At 47.2% G+C, this 20,991-nt stretch carries 14 protein-coding genes; 1 reads left to right on the forward strand and 13 read right to left on the reverse strand.

Translation table 11 applies throughout. The features are described 5' to 3' along the window. Positions 1-322 precede the first annotated feature (322 nt). The 7 genes from CBX96_RS02480 to CBX96_RS02515 all read right to left on the reverse strand — a co-directional run bounded on the left by CBX96_RS02480 (position 323) and on the right by CBX96_RS02515 (position 9,704). Positions 323-1,270, reverse strand: coding sequence for a HEPN domain-containing protein (locus CBX96_RS02480; RefSeq protein ID WP_146194324.1), 948 nt, complete (start codon positions 1,268-1,270; stop codon positions 323-325). Between the two features lie 46 nt (positions 1,271-1,316). Next, a complete protein-coding gene (locus CBX96_RS02485; RefSeq protein ID WP_109285595.1) occupies positions 1,317-2,030 on the reverse strand; it encodes a hypothetical protein in 714 nt (237 codons plus the stop codon). Between the two features lie 454 nt (positions 2,031-2,484). Continuing rightward, a complete protein-coding gene (gene panP, locus CBX96_RS02495) occupies positions 2,485-4,134 on the reverse strand; it encodes a pyridoxal-dependent aspartate 1-decarboxylase PanP (RefSeq protein WP_109285597.1) in 1,650 nt (549 codons plus the stop codon). A 254-nt stretch (positions 4,135-4,388) separates the two neighbouring features. Then, positions 4,389-5,534, reverse strand: coding sequence for a glycerate kinase (locus CBX96_RS02500; protein WP_109285598.1), 1,146 nt, complete (start codon positions 5,532-5,534; stop codon positions 4,389-4,391). A 58-nt stretch (positions 5,535-5,592) separates the two neighbouring features. Then, a complete protein-coding gene (locus CBX96_RS02505) occupies positions 5,593-6,951 on the reverse strand; it encodes a GntP family permease (RefSeq protein ID WP_011623270.1) in 1,359 nt (452 codons plus the stop codon). A gap of 266 nt (positions 6,952-7,217) precedes the next feature. Continuing rightward, complete coding sequence (locus tag CBX96_RS02510) at positions 7,218-8,216, reverse strand: catalase family peroxidase (RefSeq protein WP_109285599.1); 999 nt, start codon at positions 8,214-8,216, stop codon at positions 7,218-7,220. A 255-nt stretch (positions 8,217-8,471) separates the two neighbouring features. Next, entirely contained in the window at positions 8,472-9,704 is a 1,233-nt protein-coding gene (locus CBX96_RS02515) for a sugar diacid recognition domain-containing protein (RefSeq protein ID WP_011626619.1), read from the reverse strand. 231 nt (positions 9,705-9,935) lie between these two features. Between CBX96_RS02515 and CBX96_RS02520 the strand changes: the two genes are divergently transcribed. Further along, the gene (locus tag CBX96_RS02520) at positions 9,936-11,438 is read left to right on the forward strand and encodes a M4 family metallopeptidase (RefSeq protein WP_109285600.1); all 1,503 of its coding nucleotides are present in this window, start codon (positions 9,936-9,938) and stop codon (positions 11,436-11,438) included. 139 nt (positions 11,439-11,577) lie between these two features. On the opposite strand, the gene CBX96_RS02525 is transcribed toward CBX96_RS02520, so the two are convergent. The 6 genes from CBX96_RS02525 to CBX96_RS02550 all read right to left on the reverse strand — a co-directional run bounded on the left by CBX96_RS02525 (position 11,578) and on the right by CBX96_RS02550 (position 20,801). Further along, positions 11,578-12,300, reverse strand: a complete 723-nt coding sequence (locus CBX96_RS02525; RefSeq protein WP_109285601.1) for a uracil-DNA glycosylase family protein — start codon at positions 12,298-12,300, stop codon at positions 11,578-11,580. Beyond that, on the reverse strand, positions 12,300-12,923 hold the full coding sequence (locus tag CBX96_RS02530; protein ID WP_109285602.1) for a hypothetical protein: 624 nt from the start codon (positions 12,921-12,923) through the stop codon (positions 12,300-12,302). The genes CBX96_RS02525 and CBX96_RS02530 overlap by 1 nt, the downstream gene beginning before the upstream one ends. A 219-nt stretch (positions 12,924-13,142) precedes the next feature. Next, positions 13,143-15,230 (reverse strand): MtrB/PioB family decaheme-associated outer membrane protein, encoded by a 2,088-nt coding sequence (locus tag CBX96_RS02535; RefSeq protein WP_109285603.1) that lies wholly within the window; start codon positions 15,228-15,230, stop codon positions 13,143-13,145. A gap of 12 nt (positions 15,231-15,242) precedes the next feature. Then, on the reverse strand, positions 15,243-16,244 hold the full coding sequence (gene mtrA, locus CBX96_RS02540) for a decaheme c-type cytochrome MtrA (RefSeq protein WP_109285604.1): 1,002 nt from the start codon (positions 16,242-16,244) through the stop codon (positions 15,243-15,245). Positions 16,245-16,313: 69 nt separating this feature from the next. Next, positions 16,314-18,275, reverse strand: a complete 1,962-nt coding sequence (locus tag CBX96_RS02545) for an OmcA/MtrC family decaheme c-type cytochrome (RefSeq protein WP_109285605.1) — start codon at positions 18,273-18,275, stop codon at positions 16,314-16,316. Between the two features lie 330 nt (positions 18,276-18,605). Continuing rightward, entirely contained in the window at positions 18,606-20,801 is a 2,196-nt protein-coding gene (locus CBX96_RS02550) for an OmcA/MtrC family decaheme c-type cytochrome (protein ID WP_109285606.1), read from the reverse strand. Positions 20,802-20,991: the final 190 nt, after the last annotated feature.

Raw genomic sequence — 20,991 nt, forward strand, 5'->3', positions numbered from 1 at the left:
CGATATCTAAACCGATTGTAGTAATCTTCATAGGTGGACCCGTCCTCTTTCTGATGAGTTTTAGCGACTACATCGTGGCCCATTGCGAGGCCGATTTAAAGTGGATGGGTCCATTCCATTATCCATGCCTCGCTCACGCAACGACCGCAAATGCCCTGCGGCAACTCCGAGGGGAAGGTGAACTCCTTCATCTTTTGTGTTGTTTGCTAGTCATGCAAAGCAAACCGAGTAATGCTTACTATCACTTTTAGAAATTTAACAATGGGTGTCTCGTTAAATTCAAATACTATGTTAAATGTACTCGAAGAAGTTCTTTGAAACTTCATTTATAAGTTAACACTATTGCACCATAGTAGCATTTTTCATCTGCACCACTGGAAAGATATAAAGTATTTACATATTCAATTTCTAAATCGATATTTTGGAGAAGTTTGCTCCTAATAAAATCTCTAACATCGGCTATACCGCTATTACGCTTGTTATGCTTTATTTCATAGGATAGGTGTTCATTGAATGTGAACTGGTCAGATTTAGCATCATGATCAATAACAAGACAATCAACAAAACTAAATCGATTAAGATCAATTTCTTCGTGTAATGTTATGAAGCTAGCAGTACCTGCTAGCTTATCCCTCGCTCTTTTATTGAGGTCGGCGTTATGTATAAATGGGTTAAATGTCCCGCTCATATTTCGAGCAATCTGAGTGTCATTAAAACCAAGTTCACGAAACACAAAATACATTAAAAGCACTAAAAGACGATCCTTTAGTTGAACTTCTTTTGTGATTTCACCGTCTACTACCGTCTCATATTTTAGTCCATGTGCAACAGAGTTCCTGAGCTTCTTCAACACATCAAAATCAGAATTGCTAAATGAAATAGCTTCTTTAACATCTTCACTCGTCTTGCTCATTAAGAAATCATATTTGTGCTGTAGCGTGGGATGGGAAGTATTTTTAAGGTTGGCAATAACAGTCTCGATACCATCTATGATTAACTTTTCATCCTCGGAGAATTCATTCGATTCAATAAAAGTTTGCAACGTATCATTTAACTGTGACCTTAGCTCGTTAAACTTCGCCTTATTTAGTTTATGCCCTTTTCCCCTAGACTCCTGTTCGCAGTACATTTCTAGCGTTACAACGACAGATAAAATTCGATATTGCCAAATATCTGTACGTGAGTTTGAAAAAGAAACTACTAGGCGGTTCCATATTGTTCGGAACGATTTAACTTTGAAGTAGTTGGTTATGATCGTTTCCCAAAGCATCCAACCAGACACATTATTATAGTGACAAAGTGTATCGTGATGATTCTTAAATGGTATTTTTTCGAAGATTATGCTTGAAAAAAATGAGGGATTTATAATCATGCCTCTTACTGGATGAGAAAATGTATAAGTTTTCGATTGATAACGAATATCCAAGAAGAAGGGAAAAGAGATTTCGTATCTCTAATGCAAGCTTTTCTACTTCACGTAAAGTAAAATTTTCATTTTTCTTTTTGATGATAAAGCAGTCTTCAATTTGGATTAGATGCTCAGTTGGTGTGGTTGTTGGTGATGATACATAACGGTGGTTTTCTATCGAGTAATTATTTTTTTGATAGGTAAAGTCAACTAAAAATTTTTCTATGGCAGTGTTTCGCTTTAATTCCGTGTCTGTTATTTCAGTGATTCGTAATCTTTCAAACCAAGTTGAGATACCTGTAAGGTGTACTTCAAACTGATCAATGTGATTCGAGAGCGAAGAGCCTGTAGTGATATATCTACAAGTTATCTGCCCACCTCTTTGAAGCTCAGATTGATGTAGAGTAAATGTTTTTCGCGAACCAATCTCATAACAAATGATAGGTAAATTAATTACTCTGTATTCTTCTGCGAACAGCAAGTCGTGCTTATCGGTGTGAATTACAAGATTTAGAATTTGGCTTGCATTTATAGATAGAACGCCAGTGTATTCTTCACCATCAAGACTAAAATTTACCGTATGCTTATATTTTTCAAAGAAACTTAATTCCCTTTGCGACACTTTTGTATTCCCTTCAGTTTCATTAAAAAATTACACTTTAATCAAGTAATAACGGAAAGGCTAGTACAAAAGAGTGAGGGTACCTACGCCGACATAATTACTTTTGAAAACATAATCCCTATGGGCTGAGGTTGGCTTTTCATCGCTGTTTTCACGGTATTTTCCAGAAGATTACACCGAGATTTGCTAAGCCGAATTCGATTGTGGACGTGACCTTCGATGATATGGATATCATCGCAGAGCCGCCATGGATGGCTTCACGGCGTGTCACGGAAGCAATGGAATTCGGCGTATCCGCAACGAGATCAGAAGTGCTTGGATAAAGCCTTATATTTTCAACCTAACATTCCGCCATTCTAGTTCTACAAACAAAAACAGCCGCAAAATATTTGTGGCTGTTTTTGGTTAACACTCTGTATTTAAATGAGATTTAAAGCTTGTGCTAAATCACTCGCTATTCATTGACCATAGCTAATAGCGCAGGTAAGAACTCTTTATCCAATGCGGCAATTTCACCTTGCTCGATAAGCACTTGATTAAGAATCTCATGGCTAGTCAAAGGGTTGGCTAATACAACGCGAAATACCACTGTGGGTTGTCTAAAGTAGCGGGCGGGTTGAATTCGGGTGCGCGAGACAAAGGATTTACCCTGTTCGCGTTGGTGTTTTTGAATAAATTGGGTCAGGCCATCGAGCAGCTCATTAAAGCGAGCGAGTTTGGTCTTATCGCCTTGTTCAATCGCCACTTGCATGGCCGCCTGCACACTCGCAGGAACATAACGATAGGTGAGCAGGCACAGCTCTGGCGCTGTGACCAGCTCAAAGTCAGGGTGTGCGTCGATTTGCTCGGCAAAATAACGCGCTTTTTCAAGGCTGTTATTGATCAGGATTTCGTAACCATCGCGGCCGATAATTTGCAAACAGGCATGTACTAACATCGCCATGCCGGGGCGTGAGCCTTCTAGCGTTTGGCTGCCTAAATCTTTGGAGCCTCGGCGCAGAATATATTCGGCGTGGTGGGCAATCGCATGGGCAAACTCAGGATTTTTAAATAACACCATGCCCGCGCCCATAGGGACATACATTTGCTTATGGGCATCGATGGTGACTGAATCTGCGAGTTCAATACCATCGAGTAAGTGACGGTATTTATTGGATAATAAGCTTGCGCCGCCCCAAGCCGCATCCACATGGAAGTGGCAGTTTAGCTCAGTTGCTAAGGCGGCAAGTTCGCGCAGTGGGTCGATATTGCCCGTCTCGGTGGTGCCTGCCACCCCAACAATCGCCATGACTTTAATGCGTTTATTTGCCAGTTCGGCGGCGACTTCGCGCATTTTGGCAACGTCAACTTTGTTATTGCTATCGGTTGGGATGCTGATGATATTGTCGCGACCGATACCGAGCAGATCGACGGCCTTACCTAAGGAGTAGTGGCCGCGCTCGGAGACCAGAATCGCTAAATCATCGAAGCCATAGTGACGCAGCGCTTTGATTAAGCCTTCGCGGGTCACGCCTTTAAAGTCGCCATCGGCCTTGAGTAATTGGTTACGGGCAATCCACAGGGCTGTGATGTTAGCCACAGTGCCGCCGGAGCAAAATGCGCCAAGGGAATGGTTGGCGCTGTGCATCCAATTACGATAAAAATCATCGTTTTGAGCGTAAATCAAATGGTGCATCATGCCGAGCACTTGGCGCTCAAGCGGCGTAAAGGCTTTGGAGGTTTCGATTTTGACCAAGTTTTGATTCAGCCCCACCATCATTTTCGACAGTGGCAACACGAAATAGGGCAGTGCCGAGGTCATATGGCCGATAAAACTGGGCGCCGCCGTATGTACCGAATGTGCCACCAGATTCTGCATGATTTCGTCGGTGTAGTCGGAGACAAAACGCGGCTGGCTTGGAATTTCAAAGGCTTGAAAATCGGTCTCGATTTCGGAGAGCGGCTTTTCTAGCGCGGCAATGCTGTCACCCAAAAAACCCGCTAAGTCCTCAGAAAGCTTCTGCTCGATAATGCTTAAGGTGGATTCCGCATCTTCGGGCACAGTGAAAATTCGCATTAGACTTTCTTCAGACGCGGTGGCTTGGCGAGGGAGTTTTTGGGTCATGGGGCTTGCCGTCTATTAATTCTTATAGTGAAACCGCAAAGGTGATTAAGAGTATAACCAAATACATGGCGCTTAAACCCGTTTACGGATTACCAAAAAGGGAGCTCACTTTACTGCAAGGCCTTTTAGGCATCAAGCACTAAAACACCGCCTAAGTCTGTGCTTGGGTCATAGAATAAACAAAGGCGCTATGAATAGCGCCTTGGGTGTGTGTTGTTAGGCGTTCTAAACGCTATCAGTACGCTAAGGTAAAGTTAACGTTTGCCCAGCATCAAGACGGCACCAATATTACGGGCGGTATTGGTCAGATTCGTTTTGGCGTTCGCCAGCACATCATCCAGAGGACTTAAGTGTGGAATGATGGGGAAAATCGCCGCCATACCTTGCTCGAGCACGGCATTGGCATTGTCGCCAAGGCATCCCGCAATTCCTATAGTCGGAATATTTTGCAGCTGCGCTTGCTTTAATACGCCCATCGGGGTTTTGCCAAAGATTGTCTGGCCATCGATTCGGCCTTCGCCGGTGATGACAAGATCCGCGCCGCGAATTTTGTCTGCCAGTCCCACCGTTTGCATCACAATTTCGACACCGGGTTTAAGCTCGGCGCCTAAAAAAGCCATCACGCCAAGTCCCATTCCGCCAGCCGCGCCCGCGCCAGCTTGGTTGCGGTGATCGGTGACGCCACTTTGGGCAATTACATCGGCATAGTGACTCAGGGCTGCATCTAAGGTGCTCACCATCTCGGGTGTTGCGCCTTTTTGCGGGCCAAATATGGCTGAAGCGCCACGCTCGCCACACAGCGGATTATCAACATCGCAGGCCACTTCAAAGGTGCATTCTTTCAGTAGCGGATGGGCGTTGCTCATATCGATACTGGTAAGCTGAGCAAGTGCGCCGCCACCTGCACTTAAGGTTTTACCTTGTTTATCCAGCAGTAAAATATCCAGCGCTTGGGCCATACCTGCGCCGCCATCGTTGGTTGCACTGCCGCCCAAGCCTAAAATAATGTGTTTTATCCCGCGATTGAGCGCATCACAAATCAGCTCGCCCGTACCATAACTGGTGGTGAGCAGCGGGTTACGCTGATCCCTTGGTACATGGTGTAAACCCGAGGCGGAGGCCATTTCAATCACCGCAATCGTGCCTTTAGCTTGCTGGCCTAAAATGCCGTAATGGGCTTTGACTTTATGGCCGAGTGGCCCCATGACCTCTAAATTGACAATGCTGCCGCCAGTGGCATCGACCATAGATTGCACAGTGCCTTCGCCGCCATCGGCGACGGGGATTTTGACAATCTCACAGTCTGGGATCACTTGTGTTAAGCCTTGTTCGATCGCATTAGCCACATCGAGTGCGCTTAAGCTCTCTTTAAAGGAATCGGGGGCGATAACTATCTTCATTCAAAATCCTACAGCTTTTTGGGCGCACGGATGCGCCCAAGGATGAGAAAAGTGCGGCTTAGAGCAGCACTAAGCTTAGTACATACACGGTCAGCATTGCGGTAACGCCTTGGATAAGGGTCGCCATGGTTTGTGCTTTATAGGCTTGTTTAACGCTCATGCGGCTAAATTGAGTCACTACCCAGAAGAAGCTGTCGTTGGCGTGGGAGACTGTCATGGCGCCGGCACCAATCGCCATTACGGTTAACACGCGGCCCATATCACTGCCAAGACCAATATCGCCGAGCATAGGTGCGACTAAGGCCGAGGTTGCCACTAGGGCGACGGTAGATGAACCTTGCGCCGATTTCAGTGCGGCGGCGACGATAAAGGGCATGAAAATCCCAACCCCGAGCGCCGACAGTGAGCTACCTAGGTAGTCGCCGATAGGTGTGGCTTTTAAGACGGCACCGAAGGCACCACCGGCACCGGTGATCAAAATAATCGGTGCTGCGGCAACTAAACCTTGGCTGATGCGCTCGCTAAATTCGGCAATCTTGTTATCGCTTTTCAGTAACAGCAGTGACAGGAACAGACCGATAAGCAGGGCGTTAACGGGTTGGCCAAGGAAGACTAACAGGCTGAATAGGCCTTCTTTGCCCAGTGGTGCAGATGGGAAGTTGGCGATAGAGCCTAAGCAAATTAATAGGATAGGCACAAAAATCGGTGCAAAGGCCTTTAATGGGCTAGGGAGTGTGCCATAGCTTTGTTTTAAGGCTTCAAAATCAGCAGCTTGAGCTTTGAGTTCTTCCGCACCTTCACCATCGGGTTCAACACTGGCAAAACGGTTCGCCCATAACATCCCCGCAAGTGCGGCAACGGCTGCAACAAATAAGCCGACACCAATCACTAGGCCTAAGTTGGATTCTAGCCCTAAGTTACCTGCCGCGGCGATAGGGCCAGGTGTGGGCGGTACAAAGGTGTGAGTGGCATACAGGCCTGTGGCTAACGCCACGCTCATGGACACGCTCGAAACCTTCATGCGGTTGGCCATGGATTGTTTAAGCGAGTTTAAAATGACAAAGCCAGAGTCACAAAACACCGGAATCGACACTAAATAACCGATGATGGACATAGTGAGTGTTGGGAAGCGTTTACCTAAGACTTTGATCACCACGTCCGCCATGGTAATGGCGGCGCCGCTTTTTTCGAGGATGATACCGATAATGGTACCTAAGACGATCACCAGACCGATATAGCCGAGGATATTACCAAAGCCTGTGGTGATGGTTTTGGCAATATCGCCACTCGGTAAACCGTAGGCGAAGGCGGCGATAAAGGCGGCCAGAATTAAGGTTAAAAACGGATGGAGCTTAAATTTTGAGGTCGCGATAACAATAAATGCAATCACGCCGATGAGGATGAGCACTAAGTTCATATGTTTTCCCGTTCAGTCTTGGCTGAAGTTCTTAAGTGGTTTTGGCTGTTTTTGTAGGGCGCGGTCTTTATTTGATCCCAAGTCCAAATAAAGGCTGCTTTAAGGTCAGCCTATTATTGAACACTGTCAATTGAATAGCTTTGGGTAAATCGACGGAATTACGGGCGGAACTGGCCCTTATTTTGTGCATGCGCACAAAATAAGGGCCGTGAATTCGAATGTAATGCTAAAAATATTGTTGAGCAAACGCGAGCAGCGAGCCGCGCTTATTGACGACGGATAAAAGACTCGACATATGCCGCGGTGCGGGCATTGAGGATGGGGTCGTCCGACGCTGCTATGCCTTTGGGCAGGAGCAGAGGATTAAAGATGCTTCTATCACATTGTTGCACTTGAGGATCGCTGTCGCGCTTGCCATCAATCACCACTTGGCCGACGAGAATGCGCGGACGGTTTTCGGGCCAAAGCACTGTGGGGTTATTAATCTCATCGCCTTGTTCCGCTAACTGAATATACAGATCCCACTTGGCAGGTTGAGACTGAATTCGCTTGAGTAATTCAGGCTTGAGAAAGTCATCATCGAGCTGTGCCAACGCTTGCTGGCTGAGGGCTTGCGTGCCCGCGACGGGTTCAAAAATCCATTTACCCGCAATGCTGTTATTTTGCTTGTCGGTAAACAGGAAACTGTTCACCCCAAAGTACTGGCTATTGGCAAAACTCGGGCTCGGCGGCAATTGTTTTAGATAGTCGAAAAAGGCCTTGGCATCGGGCTTATTATCGATAAGCCATTGCTTACCTTCGGCGCCTTGCTTGCTCTTGGTTTGGAACAGATAAAAGTCCTCTAGGTTACTGGCAAAAAACATCGGCACATTGGTGGTAACAAAGTTGAGGTTTTCCCGCTCTCCATCGATTTTTAATGACATAAAGCGCCCCGGGGTTTTATCGGACAGCTTAGGATTAGTGCCGCCGAGGGAGAAACGGGCGGTCACTTTAATGGGATTTTGATTAAAAAAAGGAATGTTGAGTGAATCGTGCAATTGGGGATTAGGGGCAAAGTAGCCCGAGGTACAAAACCCTTTTGTATGATTACGCAGTTTAACTTTTTTACCCGCCTCGCGACTCGCTGCATCTGGCGTGCCGTTCACTGCATCTACTAATTCTGGAATGGTACGCTCCGCCGCGCTGGCAAGTGGGGCGACAAACACTGAGCTGACCATTAGGCACGCTGTGGCGAATGAGCTGAGTTTGGCATGATATGGCTGCATGGATTTCCTTCCTTAACAATTTAACTGTATGGGTGTGTTATGCCTCTATAGGAAAGGGCAAGGCGAAAAAATCTTTCATCAAAGTATGGGCAAAGATTGCCATAGTGCTGAATGCCTAAGGCGTTAATATTGAGTTGGTTTGAGTTTAAAACGGCGGCGCATCCTAGTTAGAGTCAGCAGCTATCAATTAATCCATTGATTTTATTGCTGGTTATCCTTTTCTGCACACCATGGCGCTTACCAGAGCGCAGGCGATTAATTCAGTCGATAATTTGAGGAGTCAATCAGCTGACCAAGGTATAGGCTTAACAATCCGTGGAGGGAATGGATGTCACTCTTGGTGAGCTGCTGAATTTTATCTAACCGATATCTTAGGGTATTTCGGTGAATAAACAGCGCATTAGCGCATTGTTGCGCATCACCAAAGTGAGTGATATAGGCGGCTAGGGTTTTGCGTAACTGACCATTTTTATCGGCCTTGGCTAACTGTTGGTAGGGACTGGCCAGCGCCTGACCACGCCAATCATGCTTGAGCCCAGATAACAGCACTTGCAAGGAGTAGTCTTCAAACAGGTATTTAGTGCCCTCGGGGTTAAGCTGCTTGCCTAAGTTCAAGGTTTCCTGCGCGGTTTGGTAGGAGCGGGCAATGCCGCCTTTTTCAGGGAAAAAATGCCCAAGGGCGATTTTAAAATTTAAATCCATTTGCGCCGGTAAGCGCTGCAGCAGTTTATCGATACGCTGGTTTTCAAGCTCGGGATCCCATTGTTTACCATCCAGAAAGGCTGGTTTTAAGATCACCAATTGCGACATCGAGGTCATGGCTATCAAGTTGCCGCGATCGGGATTTTGCAGTAAATGCAGCACTTGCTTGAGGATTTCGCTGACTCTGGGATTACGCTCGTCTGTACTTTGCTCGCTCTGGACTACTGAAGAAAACGCAGCGGATTTTTGCTGGGTTGGCGTGGATTGCTTTTCACTGACTTCAATAATAGCGGCCACTCGCGGCAGACTGATATCGATATCGAGTTGCTTGGCCCAGCGATGCAATTGTTCATCGTCATCGGTTTGCGCCTTAATCAACTGCAAAATAAATTCTTCACGCTGACGATTTTCCCACTGCAGCTGATCCTGCTGGTTGGCTTGTTCGACAATCATCTCGGCGGTCATTTTTAACAGCTCACCGTAGTGGGTTAACTCGGCCGGATCGCCAGTAATACCAATCACCCCAATAATTTGCCCTTGATAATGCAAGGGCAAATTGATGCCGGGTTTGACGCCATGTAAGCCTGAGGCCACTTCTTCACTCAGTTCCACATTGCGGTTTTGGGCGATGGCAAGCAGCGCGCCCTCGTGGGTCGAGCCAATACGTTTGGGATCGCCGGAACCTAAGATCACGCCTTGACCATTCATCACATTGATATTGTGCCCAATGATTTTCATGGTGCGACTCACAATTTGTTTAGCGATGTGTTGATCCAAAACGTACATAACTCACCTTAATTTTCAAAGGATTGATACAAAGGTTTGCCTAAACGGCGACGCCATAAGGGTAAAGGCAAACGACAGAAAAGGGCAGGTGTTTTTTTATCTTCTATACTGAGAATTGAACCCAACTCTCGTTAACCTATTTTTAACAATTGAGTTGGGGAAAGGTTATGGCGGTATTTTGTTCCCTTAAGTGTCATTTGTCCCTTTGTGGACAGGGCGAAGGATATCACGATGAAAGTCTATCTCTTACCTTCTGTACTCAGTATGTGCGTTGCGGCAAGCCTTCAGGCGCAGGCCGCTGAGTTCAACGTTAATCACGGGCAATCCCTCTCGGCAGCGGCAGGGTTGAGCCAAAAACACAGCTTTAAAGAGGTCAAAACGGTAACGCTCAATAAAGGTCAAAGCAAAACGAAAGCGTTGCAGTATTTCGATGGTGTGCTGGTGTATGGCCATCATCTGGTTGTGAGCACGGATGATACAGAACAAAGCGCCATGGGGGATGTGGCACAAATTGTGGATGATTTTTCGGTAGAGGCAGGGATTTCTCAAGGGCAGGCGATTGCGGCGTTGAATCGGTTATATCCAGGTTCGGCGGCAACCGGTAAAAAGGATGTGCAACTGGTGATCTTGATGACCGAGGATAATCCTAGGTTAGTGTATCGGGTGTCTTACTTAAGCGACCAAACCGATGCGTTATCTCGGCCGACAGGTTTTGTCGATGCGCAAACTGGCGAGGTGCTTGAGCATTGGAATGAGATCATGACCGCCAAGAATAACGTGGGTAAACCCGGTGGTGGTGGAGGCGGCTCAGGCGGCAGCAGTACTCCCTTGGATGCAACGGGTCCTGGTGGCAATGCCAAAATCGGTGGTTACTACTACGGCAGTGATTACGGTATTCTTAAGGTGAGTGAGGATAATGGTGTATGCACTATGATCAACGCCAATGTGAAAACCGTGAACATGGCGAACTCGACTCGCCGTGGCTCGGTGTTCACTTTTACTTGTCCGGAGAACACTTATCAGACGGTCAATGGCGCTTATTCGCCTTTAAATGATGCCCACTATTTCGGTGGCGTTATTTTTAATATGTATAAGGATTGGTACAACACCGCACCGTTAACGTTTCAGTTAGAGATGCGGGTGCATTATGGCCGTAACTATGAAAATGCCTTCTGGGACGGCTCGGCTATGTCCTTCGGTGATGGTGCGAGTTACTTCTATCCCCTCGTGAGTTTGGACGTTTCCGCCCATGAAGTGAGCCACGGCTTTACCGAGCAGAACTCGGGCTTAAATTACAGCGGCCAGTCCGGCGGTATCAATGAAGCGTTTTCGGATATTGCCGGTGAGGCGGCCGAGTTCTACATGCGTGGCAGTAACGACTGGAAAGTGGGCTACGACATAGTTAAAGGCAGTGGCGCACTGCGTTATATAGATAATCCACCTAAGGATGGCCGTTCAATCGACAATGCCGCCAACTACACTAGCTCCATGGATGTGCATTATTCCTCTGGGGTGTTTAACAAAGCCTTTTACACGCTGGCGACTAAGAATGGTTGGGATACCCGCAAGGCGTTCGATGTGTTTGTGTTAGCGAACCAGATGTATTGGACACCAACCTCGACCTTTAAGCAGGCGGCCTGTGGTGTACAGCAGGCTGCGATTGCCAATGGTTCTGCTTATCCAGTGGCGGATGTGGCTGCGGCATTTGCCGTGGTGGGCGTGAGTTGTCAGTGAGTTGGTGAGCCGTGTAGCGTTTAGAGGGCGATTAAGTCGCTCGCCAAAACCTTTCTAAGCTCCAGTTTCTAAGATCTAGTTTCCGAGTTCCAGTCTATAAGCCCCTTAATGGGGCTTTTTATTGGGATTTGATCGGGGTTTATTTAAGATCAGAACTTGCCAGCAGGCCTGCGATACGCGCTCGAAGTGTGGGGATCTGTTCGTGCTCAAACTCGGGATGCTGTTTTAGCCAAAGATTGTTGCGCGGGCTAGGGTGGGGCATGACCATCAGCCTAGGCCAGTATAACGACCATTGTTCAATGGCTTGGGTCACTGTGATCTTCTTTTTCGTTTGAGGAGTGGATACCACTATCGCTTGAGAGCTTAACGCTTCGTCTGTCGTATCTATGGCAGGTGTGCGCGGTAGATGGTAATCAATGGCATATTGGCCAAGGACCAGCACTAATTCTATCTGTGGCATCAAGGCCAATAACTTCGCATGCCAAGTTGCGGCGCACTCGGGGCGTGGCGGTTTATCACCCTGCTTTTTTCCATTGCGTTCAATGGTTCCTGGAAAACAAAATCCCATCGGTACTATGGCAAACAGTGCGGGGTCATAAAATTGTTCCCGAGTGACATTAAGCCAAGCGCGTAGCCGCTCGCCACTGGCATCGTCGAAGGGGATGCCCTTATGGTAGGTTTTTACGCCGGGGGCTTGGCCGGCGATTAAGATCCGTGCTTGGCTACTGGCTTGCAAGATGGGCTTCGCTGGTAGGGGTAATTCGGCCTGACACAGTTGGCAAGCACGGATTTGTTTGAGCAATACACTTAGCTCGGCTGAGCCGTTTGGCTCGATAGCTGGGCGTGAAGTGTCTGTCATCATCAAGCCCCAAGTTTGCTCAATAGATGGTAGAGCCAATACCCAAAGAGTCCATAGGAGGCGACTAATACAAAATAACTCAATAACTTGGCACCCAATGCTTTAGTGGGGGCTTTGGCATGGGAGGCTAATGCAATATGGCCCAAGATAATCGCAAACAGGGCGCAGGGTGGCAGCAGATAACTGATGCCTAACACGAATAGAGCACCAAGACTCTGCAGCCAGTTCGCGTGTTGGTTGCTGGGCTGATTAAGTTGGCGTAACTGCAGCGGTAATAAAACCAGCCCAACGCCGACAATGATCATGCCGAGATTGAGTGCAAAGTCACTCCAAGCACGGTGATCATAAAGGGTTAAGGCAAAGGCGAGCAGTGGCACTATCAGTGCAGTCAGCACGTGGCGTTTGGCAAAGAGGGGATTACGATACTGACCCGCAAAAAAGAACAGCCCCTGCATTAATGCGTTGATAAGGGTAAATCCACCCAGTCCGACGATGATAAATAAACTCGCCGTGCCACCGCTGGAATCGAATGCCATGGCTGGGGCGGCGAACAAACTTAAGCCTATCGAGGCGGGTAGAGGCGATAAACGCCACAAACGCCACAAGCAACAAGTGAAGGACGACATCTAAGATCCAATGATAGTTAACTCACTGAATTAACATCCGCTAAAGTGCCAGTAAACTCAAGGAATACCTCATCTTCGGTGTAAGTTTTGCCTCAGAGTCTGATCTTATTCAAGATTTTGGTCGCAGGAATAGACAGGACCTGTATCTAAAGCGCCGTGAGTGTTAGTTGGCAATAAAAAAGCCCGCAGTGCGGGCTTTTGACTATCAATAAACGCAGATTAGAGCTTGTAACTCATGCTCAGCATCAGCATTTGTGCGGTGTAGTCATGGCTGTTGCTGCCAAAGCCTACGACGTTCCAAATGCCATCAACGGCGATATCGTTAGCGGCGTCATTGTCCTTATAGTTCTCAATTTTGTAATCGAAGCGTAGCGCGAGTTTCTCGGTCGCTTGATATTGAGCGTATAAGTTAATGTTATGGACTTTGGCAAAATAGTCGCCATAGTCGCCGGTGATACCTTGTCTGACTTGAGTGTTACTGTCGGAGTCTGAGTAAGTGTAATCCAGACCTAGGCGTAACTTGTTCTCCAGCAGATTGTTGTAGCTGATGCCTGCGCCAACCACATCCACTTTGTCTTCAATAAAGCCAGTCCAGGTTGGGGTGCTGTAATTGCTGCTACCCGCTTGTTCTGACTCTATGGTTTGGTGGTTGTAGAAGGCCGTTGCCAGTAAGTCAGCGGTGATCATATAGCTGATATTGGCATCGTAACTGGTGTCTTTTGACTCAGTTAAGCCAATCACAGTATCGGTATAATCATCCAGCGCATAACGGGCACCGAAGTCTATGCTCAGGCTTTCGAGTGGCGTGTGAGTGATGCGAGCTTCGATTTGGGTTCTGTCACGATCAGCCAGATTGTACTTACGTAACAGACTGTTGGTTTCAGAAGACGTCCATTCAGACGCTTGGTATTGTGAGCCGTCACGGTTGCCGTAACTGCCTTTTACCCACATGTCCCACATGTCGAAGCTATTGACGCGCAAACGGGCCCAAACAGTGTTCTCATCCGTGCTTTCACGGTCTTGATACTCACGTTCGTCACGCTTGAAGTCATAACCACCATCGAGCTTAATGCCGTGGGTAATACGATAATCCGCCGCCACTTTGAAGCGCTGTGTGCGGTTATCGTAAGGGGTGTTATAGGCCACCTTACCGCTGACATTGTTGATGCTGATCTGAGTCCACTCTTCGATTGGGGTATTGTTGTCACGGTCGTAATAATCGTAACTACCCGTTAAGCGAAGGGAGTTGCTGACCTTGCTCACGACTTTGAGGTTCATGCCCAGCAGATCGACTTTGGCGTCTACCGCATCCGTTGGCAGTTGATAACCGTAGCCAGAGGTTACCAGTGACTGATCTTGGCTCATTTGTCCGGTTAAAATACGGCCAGACAGTGAGTTACTGCCGTCGTTATACTGACCCATCAGCGACACAGTGTGTGACTGGTTATCGGGATCGAGTGCAATGGCACCAGTCGTTTGCGCACCAAAGGTGGGGTTGAAGGCACTGTCAAAGTTCAGCTGGTTGTATTCATTCTTGAAAATTGAACCATTGTAACTGAGCGCGGTGAACCAACGATCGCCTTTGAGTTTCACGCCCGCTTCTATGGTGTCAGTGGTGTAATCTACGGGTTCTGCCAACATCATAGATTGGTTGAAGAAGCTACCAGAGGTTTGTTTTAAGCCGGTTTTTTCTTCACGCATGTAGTTCACATAGGTGCTCCACAGCGATTCACCCTGATATTCGAACCCAAGGCCAGCGCGTTCACGTTTCAGTGATAACTCGAGGCTGTTGAGGCTGTCCATCAACAGTGGCATTTGGCTGCTCGAACCTGCGGTGACCCAGTTATCGGACAAGGTCAGGTTATTGCCGCCGATACCAGAATAGGGCGAGAGGGCACTATTGCTATCGTAGGTGGCAATTTGACGGTAGTTCAGATTGATATTGTACTGGCCTTGTTTGCCCGCATTCACATCTAAACGTCCGCCGTCCATTCCCAGTTGATAGGCTTCAACACTTGCGCGGTAACCTTTTTCATCACGGTAGGCAAGGTCTGCATCGAACTTGCCCGCAACTTCGTTTTTAGAACCAAAGGCATTGGCAGAGCGAATGTCCTCTTCGCCATTGTAACCTACGCCGACACCGACAGTGCCAGATACGCCCGTTTCAACCACGCAGCCTTTACAGCTCCATGCGGCGAATTTCACTTTGTCGGTATTGGCATTGGCGAGGCCATAACCATCGGCAGCTACGGCTAAGCCGGTGTTGGCTAATAACGCTAGAGTGATCAAATTGAGTTTGAATTTCATCTTCTCGTCTCCTTAGCGCTGTAATAGCTTGCCAGATGGATGGTTAGAACCATGGACCTGACTATGGCAATTTAAGCAGCTTCTTCCACCCGTAAAGGCATTGTCACCGACATTTGAACCTAAACCAGTGTTACCTAAGTAGGCATTGCTGGCATGGCCATCGCTGGCGTGACATTGCTGACATAACTGCGGTGCACGGGTTTTCAGCATGGCATCATTCACACTACCGTGAGGATTGTGGCAAGTAACACAACTCTCAGTGACGGGTGCATGCTCCCAGAGTTTTGGGCCGCGCTTCTCGGCGTGACAGGAATAACAAGTTTCGTTAATGCTTGGCTTATTCAGATCAGAATCTGTCATGCTCCCATGGGGATTGTGACAGTCGCTACAGGTCATTTGTGCCCATTTGAGTGGGTGACTTGAGCGTTTGTTCATATCCGCTTTTTGCTTAGTGTGGCAGCTTGTACAGACGTCCATTTCAGTGTTTTTAGATAACACAGGGTCTTTCGCGACGTGTACTTGGTGGCACGAGGCACAAGCAACATCGGCGTTGTCATGGTGACCGCCATTCCAAGACATACGCTTATCGTCTTGGTGACAGCTCATACACACGCTGTTTTGCTTGTCGGCACTTAAGGTCGATTGCTTACCAAAAGTGATCATCGGCTCGTTGCCGCCCTTGTTGTGTTGACCCATAGGTCCGTGGCAAGCCTCACATTGTAGGCCAGCCATTGGGCTCTTAGTGGAGTCAATGGCACCGTGGACACCTTTGAAAAGGTCCATCACTTTTTCGGATTTCTTGTGGCACATCAAGCAAGAGTCGGCACCTTTGGGTGAGTAGTTGCCTTCGGCAAACTTCTTATCTAAGGTCGCTTCAACTTGCTCAGGTGTCATTTTTTCATCCCACTTGGAGGCGTGAGCGCTCGGTGCGATGGCAAATGCCATAACCGCAGACATTGCCATCGACATGACCAATGCCGGCAGTAGGTTTTTCATTTTGTGGCTGTTCTTCATAATAGGCTTCCCAATTTGTCCCAACAAAATTCAAGAAAGGGGGGAGCGAACTCCCCCTGCTTGGGCAAATTACATTTTCACTTGAGTGTGATCTGCAACTGTTGGGGTATGGCAGTAGAAACAGGTTTCTGACTGTGCCGCTTGGTTGGCTTGAACATAATCACCGTTCACAATCGCACCCATATTTTCTAAGCCGTGGCCAATAGATTCTGGCGCGTGGCATGAAGTACAAGTTGCTGTGATTGGGGTGGTGTATTTACCGGCAGATGTGGCCAGTGCACCCTTCACTTTGAACGCGTCTAAGTTGAAGTCGTTGTGGCACTGAGTACATTCTTTGATAACGCCTTGCTCACCGTGAACTACGTGCAGTTTCATTTCGAAACCACCTTTGTTTGCACCGCTTGCATAGGTACCATCAGGGGTATGACAGGCCACACAGGCATCCACACCGACAATTGGCTTACCGTTGGCGTCTTTGGCATGTGAAACTTGTTCTGTCATCACAAAGCCTGAGTGGTGACCTTTGTGTAGCTCGAAGGTATCACTGTGACAGTTTTGACAAGTGCTGAAGTTCACTGAGTTCACATGGCGCATGCTAGGTGCATTACCTGATTTAGTACCGAAGACTAAGTCGGCTTTCATGCTGGTGGTTGTGCTATCTGCAGTACAAGCCGTCAGCGTGGTGCCAGTGTTACACATTTCCAGACCGATAAAGGTAAAGGCGGTATCAGTATCGCCAGCACCAAACGGCAATGCAGGGGTGGTGAATACCAGTTTACCGTCAACTAAGGTCACACCATCTTGCAGTGCACCATCTTTCACCAGATCTTTAGCCACTTTCTGGTAGCCAGTTACTGGGCTTGGGTTATAGCCCATGATCGGGAAGTTAGGACCGACGTTAGTGATCGTTTCTAAACGTTTGATCTTATCTTGTACGCTTGCAGCATCGATGGCATTACCGTCTTTGTCAAAGACAGACACGGTTAATACCGCAGTATTGTCTTCTTGCCCCGCGAGTGTTGCAGACATACCTAACTGAGCCATGACAGCTTTCTTCTCGGCGGTTTTGCCTGTGTGTAACTCGGCGGTCCAATTGCTGTTGTGACAAGCGATACAGTTAGAGTTATCTAACTGCTGGGAGTGGCCTTTGCCTGCGGCAAAGTCGATGTCTACGTGACAGCTAGAGCAAACTTCCATTGTTGGAATACGTGACCAGTTTTTTGCCTCGGTGAGCATGTCAGATTCGACGTGACAGACTTGGCAATTATCTTGGACTATATGTTGTGCAACTTCTGGAACTTTATTATTTTTGCCCCACGCTTTGTTGGCGTTGTGCACATTATGAATTAAGTGACTAAAGACGACATGGGGTTTACCGCGACCATCCGCAAATTCTTGCGTATGGCAAGAAATACAGGTTTCGACTTCAGTCGCTTGATGATAAATCTTTTCGCCTTCCACGTGGCAAGTTGTACAGACTTCATGGCTGACAACATTTTTAGTGTATAGAGGAGCATTACCTTGACCGTCGAAATCTTCAACCATTTCGGCAACGGGGACCGTAGTTCCGTCTGGTAATTTTCCTGCTGCAGACACGACGTTAAAACGTTGCGTTAATTGCGCATTAAAGACCTTATTGCTATCGAATGTGTCGAATTTGAAGGTATAACTACCGTTTCTATTGTCAACATAGTTTTTCGATGAGCCTAGCCCTTGCCAGTTAGCACTATTACCAGGACCAGTCGCCCCTTGGGGGATTAATTGCAGTGCTTTTTTTATTTCTAAATTAGCAAGGCCAACAATTGGAAGGTCGTCTTCGTTTGTGGCGAAAACAGTGACTACAGGTGAACCATTTTCATAGTTTACTTTAGTAATATCAAGGTTTAACTTGTGGATGGAACCAGCGGGCTCGCCACCGGGTTCACCGGGTTTACCATCGTTACCATCACTTCCACCACAGCCGGTTAAGGCCAGAGTGACAGCACTTGCTGCGAGCAGCAGTGCGATTTTTGATTTTTGTGCGTTCATCATTTTTTTCCCTGCATAGGTTTGGCATTACTTAAGCGCTTGTCTTCTTCGCCCGACAGATTCTTTGTCTGTGCTTTGGTCTCGAAGGCAACTTAAGTGAATGCTGGAAATAGAATTCCCCAAGGAAAGGCTAACCTAACATGCCCCTAAAATCTTCAAGGCCTTTGCTAATGTGTGACTTGGATCTTTCTATTTCTAAAGAGGTAGTTAAACCACAGGGAAAAAACAAATTTAGATCAAAAAAACGGCGGATTGTGAGGTGGGAAGTAAAAAAGAGAGAGGGGTTACCTCTCTCTTTTGTTCAGTCTCTTTAATCGCTTAGAGGCCAGTTATTTAGTTTCCATGTACTTTCATTAATTGCGCTGGAGTATGGCAAGTTGCACAGCCTTCAGACGCACGGGTTTGAACATCCGCAGCATCGACTCCATCTAAGATACCGCCGTTAGCTTCAATGTGAGACTTAGCCGCATCAGACAGATACTTCTGGTGACAGCTTAAACATGCACCCGCATCTGAAGATACCCAAACACCTGCTTTATCATAGGTTGCTGAGTTTGGATAAATCCATGTACGTTTGGGCGCTCGGCCAAGTTCAATGCCTGTAACGACACCGCTTTTTTCGACGTGGCAAGTTGCACAATCGCTCTTAAGAACTGTGCCTGATTGAACGCCAGCATATTTCAGATAGTGACCTTCTGCTTCATGGGCTTTCCAAGCAAAGCTGGTTGCTTGATCAAACTTACCTGAATTTCGAACCGTCTCTTTAAGTGCTTTGTCTGGGGTATGACAAGTTTGGCAGTTCACGCCGTTATCGTAATGCAGAACTTGCTGATTGTGACAGCCTTGACAATTTGAAGTGTCAACAATAGGACGACGGCTAGTTGGAGACGCTGCGCTATCTACACCATTGTCTTTCCAGACAAAGTGGTAAGGGGCTTCTTTCACTGGCACTTTACGTACGGTATCGTCTGCACAATTAGTTAGAACTACCTCGGCAACACCGTAACCACCATTATTGAAACACACTTCTAATGCTGACCAGAGTTCAAAGGTTTTACCGTTAGCGTCCGCTGGCAGATTGAACTTAGTGCCAGTTATGGAATAGGTTTTGGTCGCTTCGTTGTAGGTGCCTTCGCTCAGCGCGATACGACGGTTGCTGTAGGAGGCATCTGCATAGCTTGGGTAATCTTTATCAGAATCCCATGCCACAACTACACGTGAACTTTGGTTTACAAATGTTTTATCGATAGCGTTGCCATCTTTATCAACCACTTGAACATCAAAGGTAATCTTACCTGTGTCATTCACACCCACATTGCTGAACTTGATACCCATTGCTTGAGTATCAGAATAGGCTTTCAGTACATCACCATGGCGTTTAGCCGCACTGCCAGTACCGCCGTAAGGCTCGGTCGCATTGTGGCAAGACATACAATCTGTGCTGCTGTGGTGTGAAGATGGTTTTTCGGTATGGCAACCAATACAAGCTTGATTGCTTAAATCGGCTTTAAATAGATCGGCATTCGCTGGTGCACCCGCTCCTTCAACGTGACAGGCTGCGCAATCCGCCGCAGGTTTTAATGGGAAAGTTACTTTGCCGTAGTCGTGTAATGCACCACGGTAACCAATAATCTTGTAAGGTGCTGGAACTTCAGCGCCTGTCTCATCGAAGGTATGACGCTCAGCTCCTTTGTGGATAGCATGGATCATATAACTAAATTCTATGCTATTGCCTGATTCTGAGTCGCCAGAAGTTGCAGTATGGCAAGAGGCACAGTTTTCAAGATCAATACGACGACCACCATGCAGCTCTAAGCTTTCTGGTTGGTGACAGGTGTAACAGGCTTGAATAGAAACCACATTGCGAGTTTGAATGCCTTCCGTCTTACCTGTAGACGGTTGCCAATCGAAATGGGCATTGGCCACAACCTGTGGTAAATCAAGCTCCATTGTGGCGCGTTGAGTCGCGTCGGCACTGTAAGTGATTGTGAGTGGCTCAGTTACATTGGCAATGTTGGCCTGATAGGTGTAGCTATAGCTACCGTCACCGTGGTCAACTAAGCATGTGTCGCATTTACTTGCAGCTTCAACGTCAGCTTTATATTGAGTAGATGGATTAAGGTTATCGACGCCCGATGGAATAGCACCGGGTTCAGTTTTGGCATTAATGTAGGCTTGCCATTGGTAACCGCGGTCGGCGGGTTTGGCTGGATCATCCGTTGCTTCAGTCACATGGGTGAGCTGTGCAATTCCGAATTGTAAATCGTGATCTTTCGTTAAGCCGAGTACGGCCACACCATTGGCATTTTCCAATGTAAAATCAACGGTGACTTTGCCAGCATCAACAGTGGCATTTGTGAATTTCGCTTTTAACGTTGAGGTTGAGTCGATATTAACACCAACAACGCCTGGTTTACCGTCTTCACCATCTTTACCATCACTGCCACCACAACCAGTGAGAAGAAGTGAAAGTAAACCGGCACCCAACATCGCTTTTGTTGCGGTATTGAAATTGAACCGTTTCATCATGATATTTCCCTGCAATAGTTTTAATCATCATTAAGCGCTTAGCAAATAAGAATAAATCTCATTAACCGCATTTAATGTGTGGAATTAGATCCCACCTGTAAGGCTAACTAAGTCATTGGTATTTATCAGTCACTTTAAGCGGGTAATGTGATTGAGATCTGACTATTTCTTTAGGGGTAGATGACTGCAT

The organism is Shewanella sp. BC20, assembly GCF_003129585.1.
GTDB lineage: Bacteria > Pseudomonadota > Gammaproteobacteria > Enterobacterales > Shewanellaceae > Shewanella > Shewanella seohaensis.